Here is a 25,783-nt window from a genome sequence, read left to right as displayed (position 1 = left end):
AATTAGAGAATATTTTATATTTATCAACTGTTTGAAAAAGGGTAAGTCTTCAAAAGCAATTCACAATAAGGATTATTCCGTTGTGAAAACATTAAAGTACCCTCGTCTTACAATACGGGGGATTTTTATTTCTTAGATTTAAACAATTATAACGGTGGCCTCTCCCCGTTAATATTACTTAAATCATTTATTCATGAGCAATTACAACACTTTTCAATCACTCTTACTTTTGGCATTTTCGTTTTAAGGGGAGTATATTTACAATCAACAATTCCAAAAAGCCGAAAGCCCAATTCCAAATTGCCGAAAAGGTAACAAAATTAATTCTAAATTATTATATAACCTATATACTATTTCAATTTAATATTGCACAGTAAAAAAGCCTTACCTAGTTGTGTACTTTAATAAAGAATTCTGTTTTGTGAGATAAATATCAAATATCAATAGATTTATAAACATGTTTATATATTTTTAGAGGAAATGGTAAAGGATTATACTTTCTGTAATCACCAAAAAACATTTGTAAGGCATGGTGCAAAGAATATGTTCGTTGTTAGAGTAAGATAGAGATATTATTCTTTTTCAAATAACAAGAAGGTGTTTAAAGGATTTTCAAGTTCAGGAATTCTTGTTATAACCTCTTTCATCCAAAATTGGAAATCTGTCATAGAGTTTTCATCAGGAATTACTAAAATCTTCATTCCTTTTTTAAAAATTTCGATTAAATCTAATTCTGCCCCTTCTTTGAATCCTTCGATCACAGTAACTAATGGGCGCTCATCATTTACTATGCAAGCATTAATATATAAACCCAAAAATTCAATTGCCTCCAGAAATAGACCATTGTACCAAAAAGAAAACAACATGCATCCATAAATAAAAGGTAGTTCAGCAATATTTTCTTTTCCTGCAATGATATCATAATACTCTCCTAATACACTTATTGCCAAACTGAATTGTTCTGATAGAACTAAATGATATCCGTAATCCGACAATGCTTGTTCATATTTGTTAATAAGACCAAAATTTGCCGCAAGAGACACATTTATTCCAAACATTTCGGCTGCTGAAATATAATCTTTACCATCAGAGTAAGTTTGTCCATAACCTAAATATAGATGATACAAACCCTCAAAAGCATTCATCCCATTCTTTTCAATTGCTTCTTTATAATAGTCTATGCTAATGTCAAATGATTCAAATGCTTTGTTATACTCATCATTTTTTCTATATGCATCTCCTAAGGAATGCCAAATTTGTGCTCGAACATATGGTTCAAAATCCTGTAGATTATTATTGTTAATAATACTATTTATTACAAATATTGCATCAGTAGGTAGATTTCGTTTTATTAGGAGTCTTGTTAACCCTAATTTACTTTGTAAGGAAATAGTTAAATTTTGTGATGAACCTAAAGTCTCATAGATGCTTTCCGCTTCCGTTCTATATTCATCAATTTCTTTGATATCCGAGAGATAAGAAAGAATACTTGCTTTTTCAAAATAAAAATATGGATAAAGAAACGAATCTGAAGCGATAGCTATTCCCTCATTATAGGCTTTTAGAGCTTTTTCATAATCTTGCTGTATACGATAAACTCTACCCAGGGCATACATAGGCTCTGGCCAAGTTTTGACTATGCCATCTAAATCAGAAAGTTGATTAATTAATGATACAAATAAATTAAAATAACCATTTCTCATTAATTTTGAAGTCAAATTACTAAATTCATTACTCGCAGAATTATACAATTTAGCTTTTAATAATAATTTGACTAAAGAAAAATTTTCAATTACTGAAGTATAGTCTTTTGATTTTAAATAATCTATAGCATTATAAATATATTCATTTGTAATTTCTAACTTATATATACTTATTAATGTTGGCTTTAAGTAATCAGAAATTATAAAAGAATTATTACCTAATTTCTCTATTATAAATTTCTCTTGCAGAGATTTCAAGGTTGAAATAAAAGAGATTTCTGTAATATAATTTTCTATATCTAACTGAAAAGGAATATCCAATATTAAGACATGCTGAATAAATTTTTTCTCATCTTCATTTAGGTCTGAGACTACTTTGGATACAATATATTTGCTAAATTCATTTTGATTTTCAGTTTTAAAATCTAAAAAAAATCTCTTTGTAGATTGAAAATTAATTTCTGATGATGCAATTTTTAGTAAGTATGGATGCCCCCCAGATAATAAGAATAATTCCCGTAAATCGCCCGAAGATAGCTTAGAAGTTAAATATTGTTCTGACATTTTTTGAAAAGCACCGAAAGAAAGTCCTGTTAAGGATAAATTAAAAGTAGCATTTTCCCACTTCTGATTTGATAGGAATAAGGTTGTAGTAATAATTATTTTAGAAGATTGTAAATACTGATTAAAAATATTTAAAACCGATAAGAATGAATTTTCTAATATATTTACTGCATCAAATACGATACATATTTTGTATGAATTAAGAGAGTAGATTAAATTTCTATACACTGTCTTCTCATCGCCAGTTTGAAGACATTTTTCAAAAGAATGATCATTAAATTTTTGAATTAAAAATTTTGAAATTGTTAAGAAAAGAATTTCTTTATTATTAATAGCTTCATAATCTATCCAAAGCACATCAAACCCTTTTACATTACTTATATAGTTGGCTATAAGTGTTGATTTCCCAATTCCGGAAATACCTTGTATTATGAACGTATTATATTTTTCAAAATTAGATTCAAGTTTAAATATTTCCTGTTCTCGACCAACAAAGTTAATTGTAGCTGGTGGATCATAAAATTCATTAATAGATAAATGAAAATTGGATGTTATTTTTTCATCCAGCTTATCTAGTAATTCGTTTTGTGTAATCTCAATTCTCTTTACTGTATTGAGAGTTTCAGTAATATTATGAACAATCTCATTGAATTTGTCCATAATAGTATCTATATGACTAGGGTTTACAATAATTTCTTTTTCAGAGAATTTTTTATGATGTCGAGATTTTAATTCTTTTAAAACAGGAACTGTATAAATATTAGTATTATCCGTTTCTTTATGATGCTTGTGGCATAAAAAAATTAAATTGTCGAAAGATCTTCTTTCTTCATTTGTTTGATTTGGATTAAATCTTTCACCTTCTGGTAAAGCCGCTTCAATGTGACAACATTCCGCAATCAATTGTTTAGAATCATTAAATATTACCTCTGTACAAGAATCAAATCCACATTGATTACCAGATTTGGCCAATAACAATCTAATCGTTTCAGCTCTGGGAGTTAATCTTTTGGGAGTTTCGCCAGTGGTAAAATTCACAATTATTTTCGTGTTCTTTTATTAACCAGTTTTAGTCTAATTTTCTCTACATTTTCAATTTCTTCTGCATTTAAGCCTAAAGTTCCATTTAGTATTTGAAAATTATACCTATTTAAAATATCTTCTATTGAAGATTTATTTTCAAAGTTTTCAACAAATCTCTCAAAATCATTTTCAGGGATGTTTGTATATGGTAGGGGTAGCTTTTTAAACTCACTAGGAATTAATTCTAAAACTCCACCTCCGTAATAGCGACCCTCCAATTCTGCAAATAACAATGTTAATGAATTATAAAAGGAGAAAATAAAACTATTTACATTGAAATCATTTCTCATTTCTATTTTATAAGCTGAATCTGTCACATAAACGTTTGCATTATTTTTTAACAATTTAGGGTAAAGATGCGCACGTTTAAAAAAGAAAGCTTCGGGAACTGTAGAAACATTTGGAACAACAAACCATTTATTTCTTATAGAACATTTATATCTTTTGTGAATATTGAGTTGTTCACCTGTATTTAAGTAAGACCGTAAGTCTTCTGTTATATGATCATTATTACTAATTAAAAGAAATTTATTCGGAAGTTTTTTCAGTGTAAGATTTTCATAATCATCATTATCAAAAGTTACGCTTCCATTAACAAATAAACCTCTTTGAATTATAGGATGAGTATATTGATGTAAATTATATCTGCGTTCAGTTTCTTCATCAATAATAAAGAAATTATTTGCAGCTGTTACGATACCCGGCTTAGAATCAGCATAATAAACAATTGGATTTAACCTCTGTTTTAATTCTAATAAAAAATCTAATTCATCTTCATTTAAAAAATGGTGAGACCATTTTGTATCATTCTCAACTAAAAGTTCATTTCTCTGAAGAATAAAATCATTGTTTATTAATTGATTCTGAGATTCAATATTTGTAAAAAACTGTCCTGTCTCATTATGAGATAAATATCCAATGAGTACAATAGTATCCTGACCTTTACATTCGAACATTAGATCATTGAATGTGAAAATTTCAATTCTATCAAATTTATTTATTAAATACTCACGAATTTCTTTCGCATACTTGACCTGTAATAGCTCTGATGGAAGAACAAAAGCTATAATACCATCTCTTTGTAACAGATTGCAAGATTTTAATATGAAAGAAGTCCAAATATTATTAACCGAGTTTTCAGATAGCCTTTCTTGAAGATGTATCTCTTTTATTTTTAATAAATCTTCTTCTTGTAATAATTTCTTTTTTATATAGGGAGGGTTACCTAGAACGGCGGAAAATCTTTTTTCAGTTGTAAAATCTAGAAAATTTAAATTAAAAAAACTTTTTATATTCTTCCATTTTGTAGCCGCCTTCTTTAGCTCTTCATTATTAATATCTAATGCTGTTAATGAAATTTTTTTTTCAAAAAAGCTTGCCAATTCGGATATAAAAGAACCGTCCCCCACACTAGGCTCTAATATTTCTAACTTATCGGATTGTAAACTTTCGATTACTCTTCTAGTTATAAATTTGGCTAAGTATGGAGGTGTATAATAGGATCCTGTATATTTTTTATTATTCACTATCTTGTTATATCAGCACGGGTATAAGGCATTGTAGAATCTTTTTTTCTATAAGTTTCTTCAAGTTTATTTAAAAGTAATTCATATTTTCTCAGATAATCAACACATTCGTGAATATTATCTATTGCAGAAATCTTTTGAAAAAGTGACTCTTTAATTTTTTTTACCCGTTCAATTTCTAATTTATATTTATCATCTGCAAAATTAACCTTTCTATAAACAACTAACTGTCTTCTATTCAAAAATAGTTTGTTTACTAAATATTTTGCAGTGAAATTTTTACCTTCCACGTAAAATGTAGTAGTATTAATTTGAAATATTTCCCCATAATCTACTAAAGATGGATTAGGATAAAATGCAATGTCGTAATCTGTATTAGGTTCATTTGGCCAATCTTCAGATTTAAATGTATTACAGATAGAGCAGGCATAGAAAAGATTTTTATAATCATTTGTCAGATCTACAAATTTCTTTTTTGGTCTATAATGCTCAACGTGAAAATTTCTGATACCTCCAAAATGAGACTCGCCAATAAAACAATACACACACTGATGGTAACCTTCTACAGATAAATCAGGCTTCCAATCAGAGTACATACCCGAAGTTGGCGCAATTGAAACTTCTTTAGGAATTCTTTTCCACATCGCTTTTATCCTTTAAGAAGTTTTCAATTTCATCACTAAGTGTTGCTAAATCTGAAATGTTTTTTTCGTAATCCCGTAACCAAGATTCCTTATGTGGATAACCATAATCACTAAAAGGAATATTCAAACTTTCTTGAACAATTCTTAATTCTTTTAAGTTGTCTTCTGTTGCAGTTCCTTTAGCAATTAGTTCCGATAATTCTGATAATTTAAGCAATTGTGTACTATGATCATCCAAGAAGCGCTGACCAGCTCTAACAAATCGTTCTACATATTCTTCCGCTTTTGAGTAAAAAGCTTCTCTTGCAATAATTTCATCAAATTGGCTAAATTGGTTTTCCAATTCATCATCTTCGTGATAACTAGTTATAGAATAAATGGGAAAATTTTTTAAATATTGCCTTAAAAATTTAACTAAATCACTTCCATTATAATTTACACTTTGTTGGCCGGTGCTAGATTCGTGAAGCCTTTCATCTAAAATCAAAACTCCAATATCAGTTTCATTTATAAAATTTAGATATTCTGCTTTATTAAGAAACGGATCTTGGCTAATAATAGTCCAATCAAGCTGCTTCTTTTTTAGTACAAAACGAATTTTATTTTCAAGAGTTCCTCTTATATCTACACGATCATCTATTATGCAAATTCCTGCCATATTTATTATTTTAATGGAATCCAAAAATTAAAATCTACCATTCCTGTTTCTGAATTGTTATTTACCTCACAATTCCCCTTCAGAGAATCTATTGTTGATCTCACTATAAAAAGTCCTAAACCTGTTCCTATTTCTTTTCCTGTTGAATCTTTTTTCAAAGTATTGAGTGGTTTCCATATCCAATCTAATAAATTTTCGTCAATTGGGGGGCCAGAATTGGAAATTTTAATAAAAAATCCATCAATATCACTTCTTGATTCTTTTTTGAGAGTAATAGAAATTACTCTATTATCAGCTGTATTTTGCAAACAAGCTGTATAGGCATTTGTTAAGACATTCAGGAGTATAGACTCTATATCCATTGGGAATACTTTTGCCTTAATTTCAGTAATATCTCTATTAACAACAATTCCAACAGCCTCAAAAACTTTTTTAAGATCCTTGGTGATTCTTTCAATTATATTGTTAATTGATTTTGTCTCTTTTTTACGTTTTTCCGTTTGTACACGAGTTAGAGCAAATGCTCCCCAACTTGAAACTTGTTCACCATAATTTATAGCTTTCGAAAGTTCAGATTTAACAGTTTCCATTTCATCAGGAAATTCTAAATAATCTCTTGCAACTATTGCAGCACTATTAAATTCTGTAATTGCTGTTTGAGTCTCGTGTGCAAATACTGCCGATGCAATTCCTAAAGTAGCTAGGCCAGAAAGCACTCTGTTATGACTAAGTACTTCTACAAGAGTTTCGGAAGTTTCTTGTGATAAATCTATAAACTTTTCAATATTACCAAACGCTTCTTTAATCTCATCAGGAACATTCTCATTACTTTTTATTGTATCTACCTCCTTTTTTATTGTATCTAATTCGCTCTTAAACTGATCTGATTTCTCCGACGGTGTTTTTGCTGACACTTTACCTTTTTGCTCTTTATAAATTTTATGTCTTCTGTTTTCTAAAAGAGACAAAGCACCTAAAGTTAATGCTCTCAAATCATAAAATGCATCATTCTCTACCAAACCTTCCCTCGAAGCACTATCAGTCAATAATGAGTTCTCGTCTCTTCCAATAAAAATAGCACCCACAAGTTGATTAGCTAAAACACGATAATCTTCTCTATCTACTCCAGCAGGATTTCTTGAATGCCTCTCAGCAATACCTAACCAATCTCCTCCATATTGAACATTTGAATAACCATATGGTTTTACACTAATATTATCTCTGTAAATCTTCACACCTACATTTTTATTCACATACTCCCTCAATTCAGTAAGAGTAAAATCGGTACCTTCAGCCAGTGCTTTAGTTCTTGGATAAAGTAATAATTTGATTTTAACAGGTCCACATAACAATTTATCTGTAAAAGCATAATTAAATGGATCGATAACTTTTTGCATTAAATTTTGCCAACTTATGACATCAACAAATTCAGCGTCACTGAATCTATCTTTAATAGAATATATTAAATCATAAGATTCCCCGTCATAGTCTAATTCAATTTCAATTTCAGGCCTTACTTCATCAGGTGGCTTAATTTTTCCATTAAATTCTAAAGCTACATCATTTGTAAGATATATTTCAAAGTCTTCGACCTCTGCAAAAGGTGATGTTAAAATAGATAACTCATTATACAAATTCTCAATGTTTTCCTGTGTCCAATTCTCTCTCAATTTATAAATGAGCATTTCCGTACCTGTTTCTTGTTTCTTATAAATAGGCAATGTAATAGTGGGATTGTCCAAGACATCAATAGGAATTTCGGATATTTCTAATCCATCTTGATTAAAGTTTTCCCAATCAATTCTTAAACCATAAATATCTGTACCAATAGTTTTGGTTTTGATTTCAAGTATTTCACCTAATCTATCTGCTGATAATCGCCCTATGCCTTTTTCTCCTGTCTTCCTTCTGTTTTTCTTACTTGATGACTTTTCAGTTTTTTTATGAGAAAATCCAATTCTTAACCATTTAGTATCAATGTCTTCTTCTGTCATACCATCACCGTCATCGGCAACTCTTATATATCCATCTTCGGTGTTATTATGGATTTCAACTTCCACAACATTAGCGTCGGCATCGTAGGAATTTTTAACTAATTCTATAAGCGCTGTAGTATGGTTTTTTATACTTTCCCTTCCTAAATGAATTAATGCGCGAGCATCAATGGTGAAATTTTTTTGCATTATTAATTAGTTTTTAGATATCAAATTTAATCTTTTTTAGAAGTTTAAATACTTTTTCAGAAATTAAATATAAAATATTAAAAAAGTTATATTTAAAATTTAAAGAGAAAAGCCATAAAATCATTTTGCTTTGACCATTTACTACTGGAAATAAGCCTGAACTTGCAACCATTTTGGGGACAAAATTTATACTTCTTTACGCTGCCTTTTTAGATTGATTAGACATTAAATTTTGATATTCTCTTATGGTTAAATTTCCTAAAGCGGAATGTCTTCTCCGGATGTTGTAAAATGTTTCTATATATTCAAACACAGAGTTTTTTGGCATGGTCTCTGGTTTCATACTTATTTTGATAAATAAGTTCAATTTTCAGAATCTTGAAAAAACTCTCTGCTACAGCATTGTAAGCAGTATATTCATATACAGTCAGTATAGCCAAGTAGTCTTTGAAAATGGAAAGTTTAAAATTGAAACAGATGATGATCTGAAGTTTGTTTTATGGGGAATTGAACAAAGATTTTATACAACCCCAATAGGAGGTGAGAAAAGAATTGCAAACTCTATTATTAGTATTTAGCTGAATTTGCTTTGTATGCATAGGATTCGTAGTATAATATATTCCCGAAAGGAGGTCCATTCCGTCTCATTTGCCAAGCTCAGGCATATATTGCCTTCATCTATAGTCCAGCCAGCCTGCTTTCGTCTGTAGCTCTTGCAGCCTTCAAGAACTTCTAAAATATTTTTCGCAAAATTAGGAGACTAAAATCGCACCTAATTTAAGTCTATTGTGAGTATATAAAATATAACTTTTGTCTTAAAAAGGTAGCAATTCCATTTTAATGTATATTCAAAAAACATAAAAAAATAGAAGACTGTCTTAAAGGACAATTTTCTATTTTTAAAATGAACTTAATTTCGACTTTTAATTTTTATATAAGCTAGCTTGCAAAACCCCCGTCTATATTTAAACTGGCGCCATTAATATACGCTGTTTCAGAACCGGAAAGATAAGAAACTAAGCTTGCTATTTCTTCAGGTTGCCCATATCGGCCAACAGAAATATGTGTTTTCAAGTAATCGGCAAATTCGCCTTCTTCAGGATTCATTTCAGTGTTGATTGGCCCAGGTTGAATATTGTTAATTGTAATTCCTAATGGACCAAAATCTCTGGCCAATCCCCTTGTTAATCCTTGAATGGCTGCTTTACTCATTGCATAGACCCCACCACCCTGAAACGGCATTCTGTCGGCATTAATGCTTCCAATATTAATAATACGGCTGCCTTTCTTCATGTGCTTCACCGCAGCTTGTATTGCAATGAAAACAGCTCTTACATTAATATCCATGGTTTTATCGAATTTTTCCAAAGAAAAGTCTTCAATGGGAGCAACAATTCCAATCCCTGCGTTATTTACTAAAATATCAAGTTGCCCAAATGTTGATATCGTTTTTTCTACAGCATCAATTACCTCTTCAGGATTTTGATTATTGGCTTCAATAGCTATTGCTTTTCGTCCTGTTTTTTCAATTTCTTTTACCAGTTCTTCAGCTTTTTCCTTATCAGAAACATAAGTAAATGCTACATTTGCGCCGTCGGAAGATAATCTTTTTACAATTCCTGCACCGATTCCACGGCTTCCTCCAGTTACTAAAGCTGTTTTATTATTAAGTGTTGACATCATTAATTATTTATATTAAGTTGGATAAAATTTATTTAGATCTGTGATTTATAGTTTGATTAAGTTCAGCGTAGGTAACGTTCCTCCCGGAAATTGTTGTAGCTTGCCTCCTTCGTTAAGGCGACCTAAGTCTATTCCTGCAAAACCCAAACGGTTAATAATTCCAGAAACAATATCTTTTGCATCGTTATAATCTCCGGAATAGAATATGACTCTTCTCCCTCCTCCCTGCATAGGATTTGCTGCTAAAATTTCAGGCTGTAAAGTATTAAAAGCTTTTACTAGTTTAGCTCCTGAAGTCCACTCCTGTACAACTTCACTTGAAGTTTTACTTCCTAAGTTTGCTAATTTAAAACCGGGCAATATTGGATTAGTTGGATCAATTACAATTTTCCCGTTCCAATCAATATTCTGAGTTACTTGTTCTAAGTGTTGCCATTGTAAGGCTAAAAAAATCACTTCTGCAGTAGTAGCTTGTTCTACACTTCCTGCTGTTACGTTCTCTCCTAATTGGAGTGCTAATTCTTTGAGAGATTCTGCTCCTCTGCTGTTACTGATTACTACTTCATAACCAGCGTTTGCTACTTGTTTGGCGAAAGCTTTTCCTATAGCTCCAGCGCCGATAATTCCTATTTTCATAATGTTTGAATTTAAAAAGTTAATATGGGTTGTGTGTGATAATAGTTCCTGTTGTTTGATAGAATTTCCCGTTAGTCATTGTTATATTGGTATAAACCAATTTGTTTTCTAAATCGTGAATTTGACTGATTGTTGTTCCTGAAATTTCTTTCCAAGTGATTAAAAACAGATTTGTTCTCAATTCTGTAACTTTTGTTTCTACTGTTTCAGTGTATCCGTTTTCAATTTTTCCTCCCCCATCAATGATTGTAAATGACATCTTGTTTTCAGTTTCAAACAACATTTCTAGCACAATAGCATTCATTTTTATTTTCAATCTGCTATTTGTATAAAATTTTTTACTTGTTGTATTCATGACTTCTTTAGTTTGAATTTCTTTTACAAAGTTGCAACGAGAAGCATGTTTTATCCGTTGATGAAAGGCAAATAAAACTCTTGACATTTATCAAGAAAAAGAGACTACTTAGCTTCTTCTAAAAGAAAGTGAATTAATTTTTCTGTGTGTGCAATAAATGGTGTATGGCTGGATTTCATGAATAATTGATTTTCAATATTTGCTTCCTTTGCCATTTTTTCTTGTAGGGCAATACTAATGGTATGGTCTTCTGTAGTAAGTATCGCAGTCTTTTTTATTTTTCCAAATCTGCTATTGCTTAGCTTTACAGGTGTAGCCAATGGAGTTAGGGGTTCAGGCTGAATATTTGAAGCAATATATTCTCCAATAGGTTTTGGGGCATCAGCTGCAAAAACGTCGATTACACCTTCTTTTGCGATCTGAACATATCCTTCTGATTCATTTATTTTAAGGTATTTACCAATATGACTCTGGGTGTCGGTCTGGGCAATGGAAAATAAACTCTCTCCATTTTTTGGAATATAAGCTGCTATATAAATCAGCTTTTTGATTTGTTGTGGTATTTCTTCTGCAACCTGGCTGATGACAATGCCTCCAAAACTGTGTCCAACCAAAATTATTTCTTCTTTAGTTCCAATTACTTTTTTTACAGCATCAACATAAGTTTGTAAAGTAATTGAGTTCATAGGGGTTTTATCATCGCCATGCCCCGGTAAATTAACCATTAAGACATTGTAACCTTTTGTTTTTAAACTATTGGAAACATTATCCCAGTCTGAAGCTTTAGACCATGCACCATGCACGATCACAAATGTGTTTTTTTCTTTTGATGAATAAGTGCTTGCTTTACTACCAATAAAAAATAGTATTAGTATGGCAGTCATTATAAACTTTGTTTTCATAAATATTGGGTATTTAATTAAAGAAACTCACTTTGAATTTCTTTTACAAAGTTGCAGCGGAAAGCATATTTTATCCATTGATAAAAAGCATATAAAACTCTTGATATTTATCAAGAGTTTTAATATTTAAGGTTCACGGAAGCCTAGCTTGTAAATAAGTAAATGGTGTATAAAGTATCTTATTTCCTTACCATATGATTTCTTATCCTGCTTATAGTTTCCGGAGAAATTCCTAAATAAGAAGCAATCATATGCTGTGGAATGCGATTGGTAATATCAGGATAGGTCTTTATGAAATCTGCATATTTCTCTTCGGCAGTATAGCTTATGCTGGCATGGATTCTATTTTGTGATGCTATGAAACTTCTTTCTAACAGCACTCTGGTAAACTCACCAAATTTAGGGATTTCAACTTGCAAACGATCGAAATCAGCCTTTGGAATAAGTACAATTTCTGAATCTTCCAAAGCTTCAATATTAAATGTTGATGGTAATCCCGTATGATAACTTTGTCTGTCACCTGCCCACCAATTTTCGATGGAAAATTGGATAATATGTTCTACTCCTTTTTCATCTACTCGATAAGTACGTAAAACTCCTTTTGAAACAAATGCATTTTTATTCCAAACATCACCTTCCTGCAAAAGATATTGACGCCTGCGAAGTTTTTTTACGGTGCAAACCTGTCTGAACATTTCCAATTCATCATCATTTATTGGGAATTTATCTTTAAGATATTTTAAAAAATGGGCTACCATTGAAAATGATTTAAGAATAATTACAAATTTAATTTATATTCTGTAAATAATTTCGTCTTTTAACCTGAATACTTGGAAAATTGTAATTCAAGTGATATTGTGTCTCTCTTGCGCAGAATTAGGACGGTTAGTTTTGCAGGTATTATACTAATGAAGAAAAAAATTGATATAGTATTTACAAAAATTATATATATTCTCTTTTTATCTGCGATAGTATAGTAGGATCCTGTATTTCATCATCTTTGGCCAGTAGCAATACTTTAGATAAGACTTCAGCTGATTTCGGATCATCATCGGCAAAAGGCAAAAATAACCTTCCTCTATGCTGGGAATGAACAGGAAGTATGGAGAGGTATTTACCGGGAACCTGATGAACTACAGCACTTCCCAGATGCACACTGTATTCCGCCATTTTACCTTTCACCAGAACGTGTGAACCTTCAATACTGATATTTTCCAGCTTAAATAACCGTGCTGTTTCTTTCATCAGTACAGCTCTCATTTCAATAGAGGAATGACTGGCCTCAGGATCAACATCTCCCACATGAGCAACTGATACCACCAGATCTATATCACGCATTACTTCTGAAAACAATCTTGGGTTGATCTCCTTAAAAGGAATATTCTTATAGTCTTTTAGGGAATGAAATTCTATCGTTTCAAGGGTAGAGCCTTCGACTTCAGCGGGTGAAAACCAATCTGCCATAGCATAGAGCTTCACCTGAAACCCTTCCTTATGGTATACCTTCTGCAGTCCTTCTTCATAATCTACCTTCCAGCCTCTTGTTTTAAGCAGTGCCAGTGCCTGCTTCGGTTGAATCTGATGTCCCGCATAGCGGCGTGATACGGATTTCTCTTTCAATTCATCCGGTGTGGGAACATATAATTCCCTGAATACCTGTTTAAAAGGTTGGATAAGTTTTTCTGTGAAACAGTAATGTTGATAATCACTCCAGACGGAATGCTCATGTAAATCCATGCAATGGGCAATTCTGAGTGTATTATTTTCATTTAATTTCTGAATCTCTCCATCGGCAGTTACCAGATTACCATCATGAAAAAATCCTATTTTTTGATCATTGGAAATCAGAACCAGCTTCTCTAAATGCTTTACAATAACAGGATGTTCAAAAAGATTCTTGATTTCTGTAAAAAGAAATTCATCCCCTCTTATCATCGCTTCTTCTAATCCTTTTCGGGAGCGGGTCCACTGTTCACGCATGATCTTGCGGTAATTTCCTAATTCTATGATGGCTTTGTCTTTCTTTATTTTTGGAGGAATTGATTTTAACTGTTTATCATCCCTGAATACTACCAGTTCAGCTTTTCCATCGGCTTCTATAATTAAACCTACGGTAATCCCATCAACAGTTACCTGTGTTTCTTTTGACAGAAGCGTTTGAATCTGTCTGGTTTCCATAGCCCAGGTCAGTCTTACCGGGTCAGGATAGCCTGCATTCCGGGCCAAGTTTTCTAAAGCTACCCTAATGGCTACGGCTTCGCTTGCCTGTTTCATAGAGCCAAAGTCCCTGCTTTCTTTTTTAAACTGTTGTAAATATTCATACCGGCTTAATACATCCTTCTCAGGACTGGTTTTACTTAAGGGTACAAGCCCATATACACGAAGGTAATCCTGATCGCGTTTATCTTTTATTTTTGCCGTTACTTCTCTTATCTTTAAATCGCCGGTAAGGGTATCGGAATAAAGCCTCGCCCTGCGGTGGCCATTCCCGTCGGATATGTATTTAGCAGATTCATATAACATTTCCCAGCGAACTTTTCCTAATTCTTTATAGGCCTTTGTAAACCAGTCTTTGTCTACAGCTCCATCCTGGAATTCCTGAATATCCACTGATGAATATTTTGCCACTTCACTTTCAAGTCCTGAATTCTGTGCCTGGTAGGTACCTGTTTTAGTATGGGCATGCATCCACCATATTGCTGAATCCAGTCCTTTCCAACCTAAATAATTGCTTATCAATTTTTGCCATTGTGGAGCATATACCGCTGCCTGTATCAGGTGGAGTTCTGCAATTTTTCCTTCTTTCATCATTTCATTAAATGATTCCTGAGTGTCAGTTTTTGAAGGATAACAGACAGATAAAAGGTAGGAAAAAAGTTTCTGCCGGGTCATTCTTTCGTTTCCATAGCTATAGATATAACTGGCATAGAGACCTGATTTACCCAGCCCTTTTAAAATCTGCATGAAGCGACGGGCTCCATATATGGTCTGAAACTGCTGTACAAAATGAGAAACTGCTGTCGCGGCATCGCCACGGACAAGCTCTATATCTAAAAATTTATTTTGTATTTCTTCAATAACAGGTTTTAAGAAAGGAAATATTTCCAGATATTTTGGGCTGTTATGATACAATTTGGTGATGGTAAGTTCCCTTATGGCAGATTCAGCAGTGAAAATCCCTTCATAGAGCTCATCTTTGGTAATAATCTTCTGTTCATAAGCTTTGCAGAAAAGATAAAAAGGCGGAACTGAATATTTAATGTTTTCTTCCAGCCCATTGAACTGCATCCACCGGTATAATTTCCAAAGCTTTACATACTGCTCATCAGTGAGATTTTTATACAGAACAGCACTTAAAAACACATGGAAAAAACCTAGTTGCTGCCATCCGCTTCCTCCATATCCGTAATAGTAATCATTTTCTTTTGCTTTGTAGTCTTTAATATCCTGTGGAAGATGAGCAAAAAGAGTACTGGATGCATCAATTAAAAAATCAGTCTCTTCTTCGAAGATAAATTTGTATTGCAGCGATTCAAGGATTTTCTTAACCGGATTATCCCAATAATAATCACCTTTCATAGGATTGGGTATAATATCCTTGTGATAAAATACATAGCCTTCCAAAAAGTCCCGGAATTTTTTACGGTCACAGTTTTCGGCAAATGTCAATAGGAATAAATCTATTGGTTGAAGTTTAGCATCTTTATACCACTGTTCCCATACCTCATATAATGGATAATTTGCTGATAGCTGTTCAGGGGTAAAGTTTTCGGTATTATTTTTTATCTGACGGAAGCTATTACCCATTAATAATTTTATTACTGAACCATTCCAGTCTTCTGCTTCATACTCATAATCTTTATGTTTCAGGAATAGGTCATGGAGTTTTTGCAGTTCTTTTTTTATATGACTTATGGGTTGTGTAAAGCCATATTTATTCGTACTGGTTGCTCTGGCATAAACCGAATCCTTTTCTACTTTTGATAATTCATATTTTGAGATGACAGCCGGATTGTAGAATCCGAATCCATTCTCTGCAGATAACAGTTCTTTATTCCCGGAAGGATTAAGTTGGTCAAGCAGGTTTTGTTCTCTTTCCGATATTTTTGCTTTTCCGTTATATTGCTGTACCCAATGGGTAATTTGAGCAGGTATTCTTTTGTTTTTTTGAAGCTGAAGCATGGCATCTAATGAAGCGGTCCGCTGTTCTATATCTCCTTTATTCATTAATTCATCAATCAATGGGCTAATCACTTCATCTTCCTGTTGTACTATCAGTTCTATGAGTTTCTGCCGAAGTGTTCCGCCTTTTCTTTTAAACAGATCAAAGAAGACCATTACTTCTTCTTTGGTTAAAGGATTCTGAAGAAGCACATTAATTCCTGAAGCCACCAAAGATTCGCCCCTGTCTTTTATAATTTTAAATGCAAATTCTTTTTGAAAGGGAGTTACAGTTTTCTGTGCGGTCTTTCCAAAACCGTAGGAAAAGGAATAGCAATAAAAATCTCCTAAAATATTCCGGGATAACAGCTCCCGTAACGAAAGTTCAAACTGGTCAAAATAAGAAAGCACTAAATCCAGTTTATTATTGTCTTCACCAACCAGATAAAACATGGAGGCGTATAAATCACTCTTTTTGAAAGTAGCATTAAGCCATGAGAAGATTTTCCCTTCAAATTTCTTTTCTTTGAGTTCAATCTTTTGGGTCAGTTCATGCAGCTTCTCAAAGAAATCAGGATAATCCGGATTGCCAATATAGAATTTTGAACCTGTATTAGCACTTAATAACGATGACATAGGTCCTCCTGCAAATGCCAATACCTGCAGATCACCCTCCAGTACAGCTTTATAATATAATGGCATCTGGATATAAGGATCAGCAGTTTCCGCGGCAAACCTGATGGCTAAGCATTTTTTTTCAACGCTCCCTGTATCAAACAGCTGGTGCAGGTATGGTACTGTTTTTTCCACATCCCATACGCCCTGTACCCAAAGTGCCATATAGACTTCATTGTTATTTTTGCTTCTGATGGCATCAGAGATCTGCTCCGGATTACTGAAATAAGTATCTGCCAGTAAAACGATATTTTTTACGACGGATTCTTTTTCACTTTCCCAGCCTAAACCTGTCCACGTATCTATGGAACGTACCACGGAAGAAAAACGGGTCAGCTTATGTTCCATAATGACATGAGTCATATACTTAAGGGCTCCTATACTGGTTTCGTCCAGGGCTTCCAGTACTGTTTGCCTAAGCCCTTCCTGTCTCTGGGCAGCAAGCAATAGCTTTTCTACGAGTTCCCAGCATTGCTGCCTCTCACTGTTCAGTAGGGCTTTTATGATATTCCGGGATACTTTGCCTTCGGTATGTTTATTAAAAATAATATCTTCTATTAACTGGTAAATTGCCGTATTCCCGGTATCGATTGCGGCAGACCAGATATAGAACTGGCTTGAGTTATTGGTTACGGCATGATCGTATATAATCTGTTCTTCGATTGAAAGGTCGTAATATTCATAGCCATTACTATAAGAATATATACTGGAAAGCTCTAGTAAACTTCTGATCAGATTAACCTGATTAAGAAATACATACCACTGGTGATGGGGGGCACGGAAAGAGCGGCGATAATATCCAGACTGGTACATTTTATAAGGCATTTTACTCCATGCATGTTTTACCAGTTCGGCATTCTCTCCAAAGAAATAGATCAATAACTGGTAATAGTCTTTATCTTCCCAGATATCTGGGTGTATGTATTCTTTAAGTTTCTCAACTTTTGCAGAGCCTAAAGTTAATTCTTCGTAATGGTTGGCCCCACCCATAATTAATATCCCTAATTCTGCAACCTGTTTCTTTAGTTTAGGCTTTGAAAAGAGTTGAGATAAGATACCTTTTTCACTCTGTTCTTTTAAATCTTTCCGTAAATTCTTGTAATAGTTTACAACCTTTTTCGATTTTAATTTTTCAGTGATTTCCATATTGTGATTTAGTGTGAATAGTTACCAGTAGCTTCCTGCCAGAAAGGTTAGCCTGATGAAAGTAAAGGAATGCTCTAAACTTAAGTCTATAGACTGCGAGAGATTTTCCAGCCTCTCATCATGATAAAATACAGCAAACATTCCATCTTCAAAAGCCTGGGTTACATTGTCCTGAGCTTTTTGAAGGTCTGCTTTTTTTTGATTGTAAATGCTTCCGAAACCGGCCTTTCCCGTATCGGTAAGAATATCCAAATAATTTTCTGCCGGGGTTTTAGTATAATCTTCATCTTCCGGTTCAAACGACTGTGCATTAAATGCCTCTACCTGTTGCCGGACGATTAATTGTAATAAGTTTTCTAACGTAATGTTATTATCATTGTAAGCAATTTCAAGCTTCTGCTCTGAAAGAATAGGATGTTTCCTGCCCAGCTGCTTTACCGTAACCTTGATTTCCATATCATATGAAGTTGATGTCGAATAAATATAATGAAATTTCTTAATTTGTCTCATTCCAGATTTTTATTAATAAACCACTACAAAACAAAACTACAGTGGTTAATTCTAAAACACAAGCGATATGCTCACCCCGGTAAGGTATATTTAATATTATTTCAAATAAAGAATATAAAAGGCATACTTTATTATATCAGAAGATAGCTGAACTTGCAACTATTTTTGACTTCATTATTAGTGATTAATTTAATCAGGAATTAGGTGGCTAACTAGCTGGAATATACAATTATCATAAAGCCAACTCCTGAGAGCTGGCTTTTTTTATATAATTATAAATTTATTTTAAATTCTTATATAAGCTATCTTCTATTTTTTCTAATCGATTTTCTATATTAGCATCAATCGAGTCCTTATTAATATCTTGGTATAGACTATCTTCAACTTTATTTAAAATATCATTTATTTTTTTCTCTTTAGCTTGAGGAGTTAAAGTTTTATTTTTGGATATATTATTTATACAATAAAAACTGAATATTAATAATCCAAAAATTCCAAGAACCAAACTTAAACTTATCCAAGTCCATTTACGCTTCATCTCTTTTGTCTCTTTTTCAAATTCTTTAAAATATGTTAAATATTTATCATTTTGCCATAGAGAAAAATAATTAATTGCTATTGCTGGAATACCAATCAACAAAATAAAAATTAAACCAGACCACGCTTTCCAGATTATATACCCTGATATGGCAGTAATTAAATTTAAAATAGAAAAACAAATTAATGCTATAAATAATATCATAAAGCCATCAGTTAACCAATTGATTGTCCCTACTTTAGGATTTGATATAGTTTCTTTAATTAATTTTTCAGGATTATTAACTCCTCTTTTTTTATAAATTTCAAGAATATATTTATTTTTTAAGAGCAATGTAATAGGTAATCCAAATACATATATAGTTGTAAACACATTAAATCTGTAAATATTATAATGCGTTTTTTGCCATAGCAATAAAATGTTTTTCATAATAAGTTATAGTTTATTCAATAATTGCCTTAGCTGCTTTTTCTCCATAATAGTCTCCACCCCAAGCTCCCGCAGCACCACCTATCAGTCCTCCAATTATTCCTCCAGGAACAGCTCCGACTCCTCCAAACAAAGCGCCAATAGCAGCTCCCGCAGCAGCACCAGCTTCTGCGCCTGCCCATCCTCCTGCCAAACCACCAACTGCACCACCTGTTTGTACTTGTGCATTATATCCATAAGTGCCACCGTCTTGTTGTACACCTTGATATATTTCATATCCTCCTAGTGCAACACCTGTAGCAAGCCCTCCCCATTTAGCCCCTTTAGCTAATTTACTATATTTTGATGCAGCAGAAACAGTTCTTACATATTGATTACCATTAAAGATTCTTCCTGTGTTTTGTCTAAAGTAAAGTTTATTGTTACTTCCAACATTAATATTTCCAAATTGTCCGGTTACAGATCCTAAACCAGAATCTGTAATTCTTGCTATATGTTCAACTGTTCCGTAAGTCTGATGATTATTTTGGATTGACCATTGGCCATAAGTGTCTTCACCTGGTTTATGCTTTGTGATTGTAAAGCCATCACCAATGCCATTGCCGTTTCTAGATAAAGTCATATAACCATTTCGGTCAGATAAACGATTCATTAATCTTTCATAGCCAGACCCTCCTTTATCAAACCTACTCTGTAGACGATTAAATTGACGTTTTGTTACATTCATTATTACATCTGTATGTCCATCATTAATTGTTCGAGTTTCTCCATTTACTTTATAATCAGTTAAACCTAAAGGATCTATTCTATTTATTGGGTTATTACCAACAAAAGCATAAGGAGATTGCCCTGGATATAATTCTGCCAATGGGTCCGGGGTTGTCCATTGGGGAATATCAACCAATAGATGTCTAAACTTAAAAGAATACATTCCAGATTCCTGAAGCTCTTTGCTATTATATTTATAACTTTTATAAGCCGAAGGACTGAAGAATGAGTTTCCTGTTTTCAAATGGTTCATTCCGAAAGGATAATAATCATTAGAATCTGTAATCTCAAGAACTCCTGTGCTGCCTTTTGCAAAGCTTATTCTTACATTTCCTAAATGATCTTTATACTGGTAAATATACTGATCTTTTGTGTAATCATAAAATCCTTCTGCGGTTGAGAAAAACTGAAGATCAGGATTCTTTGATTCCAAAGTTGTGGTAACATTCATCGGTTCTACAGAAAATGCCTGCATTTCCAGAGCTCTTGATGTTTCAAGATTCATTAAGGATTCTGTACTTCCTCCTGAACTTGTTAGATTCAAATATTGGAATCCGTCAAGATAATCTGTGATCCCTTTTGACCATGTTGTACCTGCAACTCCTGAAACAGACGTATAGTTTTCTTTTCTTAATTTTGTTCCGTCACCACTGTACTTAGTCGTAATAGTGGTTACCTGTGTCCCTTTATCTATTACTAATTCATGAGGTAAATTCAAATGATTGTATGTTATGGCAGAAATTGATTTATCCGCCATATTTTCCATATTACCATTTAAATCATAAGTGATAGGATAACCTGCTATACCTTCATAACCTGTGTTGTTACCACTATTATCTTTAATTTTTATTGCTTGATTTCCTATATATGTATATTCTAAATCATCAATTTTTGTGGCAATTGTCCCTTGTAGTACAGAAGTTCTATATAGTTTAGAAATATTTCCGTTTAAATCATAGGTCAGAGATTCTATATTTTCTTTACTGTTAGGATTATTCGGGTTCTGATAATAACCTGCGGTAAGCCTGTTTAGAGGATCATAAGCATAACCATATCTTTTTGGGGTCAAAGATGGGTTTTGACCTATTGTTTCTACAGCCCTCCAATCCACTTCTGCAATATTCCCATTGTATTTGGCTACAACATTTTTTCCTGGGAACAAAGCAGTATCAGGATTGGTGATTCCTTCCTTTTGGTTATATTTGATTTTATAGGCAAAAAGCTTTCCACTTAGGTTCGCTACAGACATTTGGTTTTTATTAAGCCTCGGATATTATAAGCGTAGGTAAAAGCCATATTAAACCATCTATGACTGACGGGCATGATTGTTATCAGAATGCTTTAGCAGAAAGGATAAATGGAATACTTAAACAGGAGTTCTTGTTTAATAAAGCTAAAAATAAAGAAGATCTTAATAAAATGGTGAAAGAAAGTATTTATATTTATAATAACAAAAAACCTCATCTAAGTCTGAAAATGCAAACACCAGAAAATGTGCATAAAAATTCCGAAGAAACAAAGTGTTCCTCCGGAATTAATATTCTTTAAATTATGTCAACCTATTTTAGGACGACTCATTTTTTATTCTTTATATAACGGATATTCTCATCTGCATTTGTTTCTATAATAACCTGTTGATTAACATATATGGGGCAAGACATTTTTATTAAGAATTTTTTCGCTTGTTCCTCTGTCAAAAATTCAGTTAAATTATAATCTTCATTATTATAAAAATTAAAAAAGGTAATTCTATCTTTTCCCAATTCCCAAGTAGATTGTCCTTGATACATTAATTTCCCTTGTTTATTAAATATTTTATGTGTGTACACATTTTTTTCAATTACAAGGGAGTCTATTGTTTCGTTCCCTTTGTATTCATATTTTCCTAAAATATCATTTTTTTGAGTAGAACAGGAAAAAAGAAATAATAAAACTATTAATAAAACTATTTTTTTCATTTAAATAAATTGTTTTTTTGAGTCCACCAAATATATGTTTGATGAGTTGTACTTTGTGGTATTTTTATGCCTTGACTACGAGGTATATTTCTTTCCTCTCCTTTATTTAAAGGATTAAAAGAATAAGATGAAACAGATTTCGAGTCAAATGCCATTATAACTACCTTTTTCCCAACGGGGTAAAAGCTAAAATTAGTTTTCCCCATAAATTGCCCTTGTGCATTTATATTTTCTCGTACTGCTCCCCAAGGACCAAAAGAAGCAGCATAAGAGGTTTTCTCATTCATGGAAGTGTTCATAAAGTCTGTTGCTGCATCTAAATAAATTTGTGTATTAAGTAATTTTTTAACAGCACTACTTTCCTTGCCTATTAGCAAACTTTTTTCAGGACCTGTGCCATTTAGAAATTCATCATAAAGAAGACTCCAATCCACATTATTACCCCTATGATTATATCCTTTTATATTCTTTGAAGAACTCATCCATTGATCCTCCCCCGTTTCACGGTCTACAATTCTGGTTCTCCCATTAAATTGAGGTCCTCCTCCTGTATAATGATAAAAATCTATATCATTTCCTCCTAAATCACTAACCTGCTTAACCTTCCCTGTTTTTAAATCAACTTCATACTCATTGGGTGGAGTTTTAGATCTCATAGAATTTTGTAATGAACTAAATGCAGCTCGGGCATGTTCTCCTGTATATGATATGCCTGAAGGAGTTTCAACAACATCCATTCCATCAGGGTCAATATGATTAATAGGATCGTTAATAGTATAATTATAAGGTGACCATCTTCTATATTTCTCAGCTAGCGGATCCACTACACCCCATCTTCCTATATCAGCCATATACATTCTTGCGCCATAATCATACATCCCAGATTCCTGTAGTTCCTTACCGTTGTACTTGTAACTTTTATAAGCCGAAGGACTGAAGAAAGAGTTTCCTGTTTTCAAATGGTTCATTCCGAAAGGATAATAATCATTAGAATCTGTAATTTCAAGAACGTCTGTGCTGCCTTTTGCAAAGCTGATTCTTACATTTCCTAAATGATCTTTATACTGGTAAATATACTGATTTTTTGTGTAATCATAAAATCCTTCTGCAGTTGGGAAAAACTGTAGATCAGGATTCTTTGATTCCAAAGTTGTGGTAACATTCATCGGTTCTACAGAATAAGCCTGCATCTCCAAGGCTCTTGAAGTTTCAAGATTGGCTAGAGATTCAGTGCTTCCTCCTCCAGAGCCTGGAGCTTCTATTTTAAAGTATTGGAACCCATCAAGGTAATCAGTGATTCTTTTGGTTGTATTAGTCCCTGCAATACCACTGACACTGGTAATATTTTCTTTTTGTAATTTGCTGCCATCTGCTCCATATTTGGTATTAAGGGTAACTGCTTCAAATTCACTTTTGCTATAATCCAGCTTGTCAGGTAAATTAAGAAAATTGTATTTGATTGAGGAAATTCCTTTATCAGACATACTGGTCATATTGCCATTCAAATCATAGCCAACAGTAGCCCCACCACCTTCATATCCAGTAGAGTTTTGAGAAGCATCGTTAATTGCAGTCACCCGATTTCCTGAATAAGTATAGCCTAAATCATCAATTTTTGTGGCAATTGTCCCTTGTAGTACAGAAGTTCTATATAGTTTAGAAATATTTCCGTTTAAATCATAGGTCAGAGATTCTATATTTTCTTTACTGTTAGGATTATTCGGGTTCTGATAATAACCTGCGGTAAGCCTGTTTAGAGGATCATAAGCATAACCATATCTTTTTGGGGTCAAAGATGGGTTTTGACCTATTGTTTCTACAGCCCTCCAATCCACTTCTGCAATATTCCCATTGTATTTGGCTACTACATTTTTTCCTGGGAATAGAACAGTATCAGGATTGGTGATTCCTTCCTTCTGGTTATATTTGATTTTATAGGCAAAAAGCTTTCCACTTAGGTTCGCTACAGACATTTGGTTTTTATTAATATCAGTTAGCCAGCCTCGGATATTATAGGCATAGTCAATGCTTTGAAGATTATTTCCTACTTTTTTGTTACTAAGCTGGGAAAGCTCATTATAGGTATTTTCAACTAACAATTCTTCAGGCCCGGCATCTACCTGATGGAAGTGCTGTTTTAATCTGTTCTGATTATCATATACAAACCTTTCCTGCACTGTAACACCTATTTCACCCTGTTTTCTTAAGTGAGTTGTATTCACTTTCTGAGGAACACCAGCAAAATCAAGCTTGTTTTCTGTTTTGGTATACCCGCCCAAATGATTGATGGAATGGGTTCCAATCACTCTGCCTCTCATATCATACCAGGTGTAGGCTTTTGTCCAGTTATCGTCTTCTATGTTTTTTACATAGGAGGCTACAGGTAAGCTTTTGGTACTGACATTTGAGCTTTGGGCATTCTGTGGCAATACATTCTGACTTAAAACCTGGGTTGGAATTGTTGGAGTACCTGTCGGATAGGTGTCATAATAATTAATACTCAAAACTTTTGCTACGGTAGTGGGATATACTGCGTTCCCATAGTATACAGTCATTCCACTGTTGGTAAATCCTGTTGTATTACGTTCTTCACTGGAAGGCTGTCCCTGATCGATATAATAATCTGCACTGGACTGAACCTGTCCCCTGCTAAACTGGGCTCCTATATCAGCAATACCCGTATAAACCACTCTTGAGAATTTATCATATTTGGTAAACAGCCAATTTCCTGATGCTTTCATATTGGTATCCTGGGACATAATCAACCTGTCCTGTTTATCATACACCATGTATTCCCAGCCTTTTCCAGGAAGCTTCTTTTCAACCAATCTATCCCAAATATCATAACGATATTGATAACAGAGATTATTTAAAAGAGTATCATCAATTGTTGAAGATATAGATGCTAAAGGTGGGATTACATAAGCTAAATTCTGATAGTTATCATAGACATAATAAGTATCAATATTTTGAACACCATCATTTTTTCGTATTAAAATAGTTTGTCCTCTTCCGTTTTTGAATTCTGTAGAAACATTACCATCTTCATCGGTAATAGTATTCTTATACAATTGATTTGCAGCATATGTACCAGAAGCACTAATTGAAGATATTGTTGTTTTATCAGTCCAAACTGTGGATGTTGTATATTTTTTTACTTCACCATCGATATTAAAATCATAGCCAAACTGAACAGGGTTATTATTCCAGGCATTTCCAACCTGTTTTTGTTGTAGTATCCGATCTAATGGAGATTTTTCTAAACTTTTTTCTGAATAGATCTTTTCTGATCCATAAGGCGTATTTACAACATTAGCCAATGGGTTTGGAATAATTGCACCATTTAGAGTTTGAGATTGTGGAACAGGGAGATAATCTTTTAATTGTCTTCCAAACCCGTCATATTCAATATGAGTTACAACGTCTTTCCCTAGCGGGCTTGCTTTTACATTGACAACCTGCTTTGGTCTGCCTAAACCATCAAAATACTGAACCGTCTCTGATGTTTTAAGGGTTTGGGTTGGATCTGAAGGATCAGTATAATTTAAATATGTTTTTGTATAAATATAATTTTCTGTTGTACTCGGTACAGTTGTTTGGGCACTAAATAAACCTGCTACAAACAATGTACTGATTGGAATTATTATTTTTTTCATGTTTA

At 33.1% G+C, this 25,783-nt stretch carries 17 protein-coding genes and 1 pseudogene; 1 reads left to right on the top strand and 17 read right to left on the bottom strand.

Features of this window, described 5'->3' with window-relative positions; all coding sequences use genetic code 11:
* Window positions 1–572: 572 nt before the first annotated feature.
* The 15 genes from PMI13_RS20605 to PMI13_RS21535 all read right to left on the bottom strand — a co-directional run bounded on the left by PMI13_RS20605 (window position 573) and on the right by PMI13_RS21535 (window position 21,413).
* Window positions 573–3,305 carry a tetratricopeptide repeat protein gene (locus tag PMI13_RS20605; RefSeq protein ID WP_007842431.1) on the bottom strand — a complete coding sequence of 911 codons (2,733 nt, stop codon included), beginning with the start codon at window positions 3,303–3,305 and terminating at the stop codon, window positions 573–575.
* Window positions 3,306–3,307: 2 nt separating this feature from the next.
* Window positions 3,308–4,876, bottom strand: a complete 1,569-nt coding sequence (locus PMI13_RS07735) for an Eco57I restriction-modification methylase domain-containing protein (protein ID WP_007842430.1) — start codon at window positions 4,874–4,876, stop codon at window positions 3,308–3,310.
* Entirely contained in the window at window positions 4,876–5,520 is a 645-nt protein-coding gene (locus PMI13_RS07730) for an HNH endonuclease (RefSeq protein ID WP_007842429.1), read from the bottom strand. The genes PMI13_RS07735 and PMI13_RS07730 overlap by 1 nt, the downstream gene beginning before the upstream one ends.
* Window positions 5,501–6,178 (bottom strand): hypothetical protein, encoded by a 678-nt coding sequence (locus tag PMI13_RS07725; protein WP_007842428.1) that lies wholly within the window; start codon window positions 6,176–6,178, stop codon window positions 5,501–5,503. Before PMI13_RS07725 ends, PMI13_RS07730 begins: the two co-directional genes overlap by 20 nt.
* 5 nt (window positions 6,179–6,183) lie before the next feature.
* The gene (locus PMI13_RS07720; protein WP_007842427.1) at window positions 6,184–8,361 is read right to left on the bottom strand and encodes a sensor histidine kinase; all 2,178 of its coding nucleotides are present in this window, start codon (window positions 8,359–8,361) and stop codon (window positions 6,184–6,186) included.
* Between the two features lie 305 nt (window positions 8,362–8,666).
* Window positions 8,667–8,801 carry an IS3 family transposase gene (locus tag PMI13_RS21760; RefSeq protein WP_157158216.1) on the bottom strand — a complete coding sequence of 45 codons (135 nt, stop codon included), beginning with the start codon at window positions 8,799–8,801 and terminating at the stop codon, window positions 8,667–8,669.
* Window positions 8,802–9,300: 499 nt separating this feature from the next.
* Window positions 9,301–10,041, bottom strand: coding sequence for an SDR family NAD(P)-dependent oxidoreductase (locus tag PMI13_RS07710; RefSeq protein ID WP_034670435.1), 741 nt, complete (start codon window positions 10,039–10,041; stop codon window positions 9,301–9,303).
* A 48-nt stretch (window positions 10,042–10,089) separates the two neighbouring features.
* On the bottom strand, window positions 10,090–10,680 hold the full coding sequence (locus PMI13_RS07705) for an NADPH-dependent F420 reductase (RefSeq protein WP_007842420.1): 591 nt from the start codon (window positions 10,678–10,680) through the stop codon (window positions 10,090–10,092).
* 19 nt (window positions 10,681–10,699) lie between these two features.
* Window positions 10,700–11,035 carry a MoaF-related domain-containing protein gene (locus tag PMI13_RS07700; RefSeq protein ID WP_007842418.1) on the bottom strand — a complete coding sequence of 112 codons (336 nt, stop codon included), beginning with the start codon at window positions 11,033–11,035 and terminating at the stop codon, window positions 10,700–10,702.
* 104 nt (window positions 11,036–11,139) lie between these two features.
* On the bottom strand, window positions 11,140–11,937 hold the full coding sequence (locus PMI13_RS07695; protein WP_007842416.1) for an alpha/beta fold hydrolase: 798 nt from the start codon (window positions 11,935–11,937) through the stop codon (window positions 11,140–11,142).
* Window positions 11,938–12,116: 179 nt separating this feature from the next.
* A complete protein-coding gene (locus PMI13_RS07690) occupies window positions 12,117–12,695 on the bottom strand; it encodes a Crp/Fnr family transcriptional regulator (protein ID WP_007842415.1) in 579 nt (192 codons plus the stop codon).
* A gap of 184 nt (window positions 12,696–12,879) precedes the next feature.
* The gene (locus tag PMI13_RS07685; protein WP_007842414.1) at window positions 12,880–17,919 is read right to left on the bottom strand and encodes a DUF4132 domain-containing protein; all 5,040 of its coding nucleotides are present in this window, start codon (window positions 17,917–17,919) and stop codon (window positions 12,880–12,882) included.
* 21 nt (window positions 17,920–17,940) lie between these two features.
* A complete protein-coding gene (locus PMI13_RS07680; protein ID WP_007842413.1) occupies window positions 17,941–18,429 on the bottom strand; it encodes a hypothetical protein in 489 nt (162 codons plus the stop codon).
* Between the two features lie 280 nt (window positions 18,430–18,709).
* A complete protein-coding gene (locus PMI13_RS07675) occupies window positions 18,710–19,396 on the bottom strand; it encodes a hypothetical protein (protein ID WP_007842412.1) in 687 nt (228 codons plus the stop codon).
* A 13-nt stretch (window positions 19,397–19,409) separates the two neighbouring features.
* Window positions 19,410–21,413, bottom strand: coding sequence for an RHS repeat-associated core domain-containing protein (locus tag PMI13_RS21535; RefSeq protein WP_007842411.1), 2,004 nt, complete (start codon window positions 21,411–21,413; stop codon window positions 19,410–19,412).
* A 47-nt stretch (window positions 21,414–21,460) separates the two neighbouring features.
* On the opposite strand from PMI13_RS21535, the pseudogene PMI13_RS07665 reads away from it, so the two are divergent.
* Window positions 21,461–21,712, top strand: a pseudogene (locus tag PMI13_RS07665) (integrase core domain-containing protein); the annotation flags it as partial.
* Between the two features lie 26 nt (window positions 21,713–21,738).
* Here the strand turns inward: PMI13_RS07665 and PMI13_RS07660 are convergent.
* Both PMI13_RS07660 and PMI13_RS07655 read right to left on the bottom strand, forming a co-directional pair.
* Window positions 21,739–22,122 (bottom strand): hypothetical protein, encoded by a 384-nt coding sequence (locus tag PMI13_RS07660; RefSeq protein WP_007842407.1) that lies wholly within the window; start codon window positions 22,120–22,122, stop codon window positions 21,739–21,741.
* A complete protein-coding gene (locus PMI13_RS07655; RefSeq protein WP_007842405.1) occupies window positions 22,119–25,778 on the bottom strand; it encodes a DUF6443 domain-containing protein in 3,660 nt (1,219 codons plus the stop codon). The genes PMI13_RS07660 and PMI13_RS07655 overlap by 4 nt, the downstream gene beginning before the upstream one ends.
* Window positions 25,779–25,783 lie beyond the last annotated feature (5 nt).

Source organism: Chryseobacterium populi, assembly GCF_000282115.1.
Lineage (GTDB): Bacteria > Bacteroidota > Bacteroidia > Flavobacteriales > Weeksellaceae > Chryseobacterium > Chryseobacterium populi.
The sequence above is the reverse complement of the archived record's forward strand: the minus strand, read 5'-3'. Positions and strand labels throughout refer to the sequence as shown.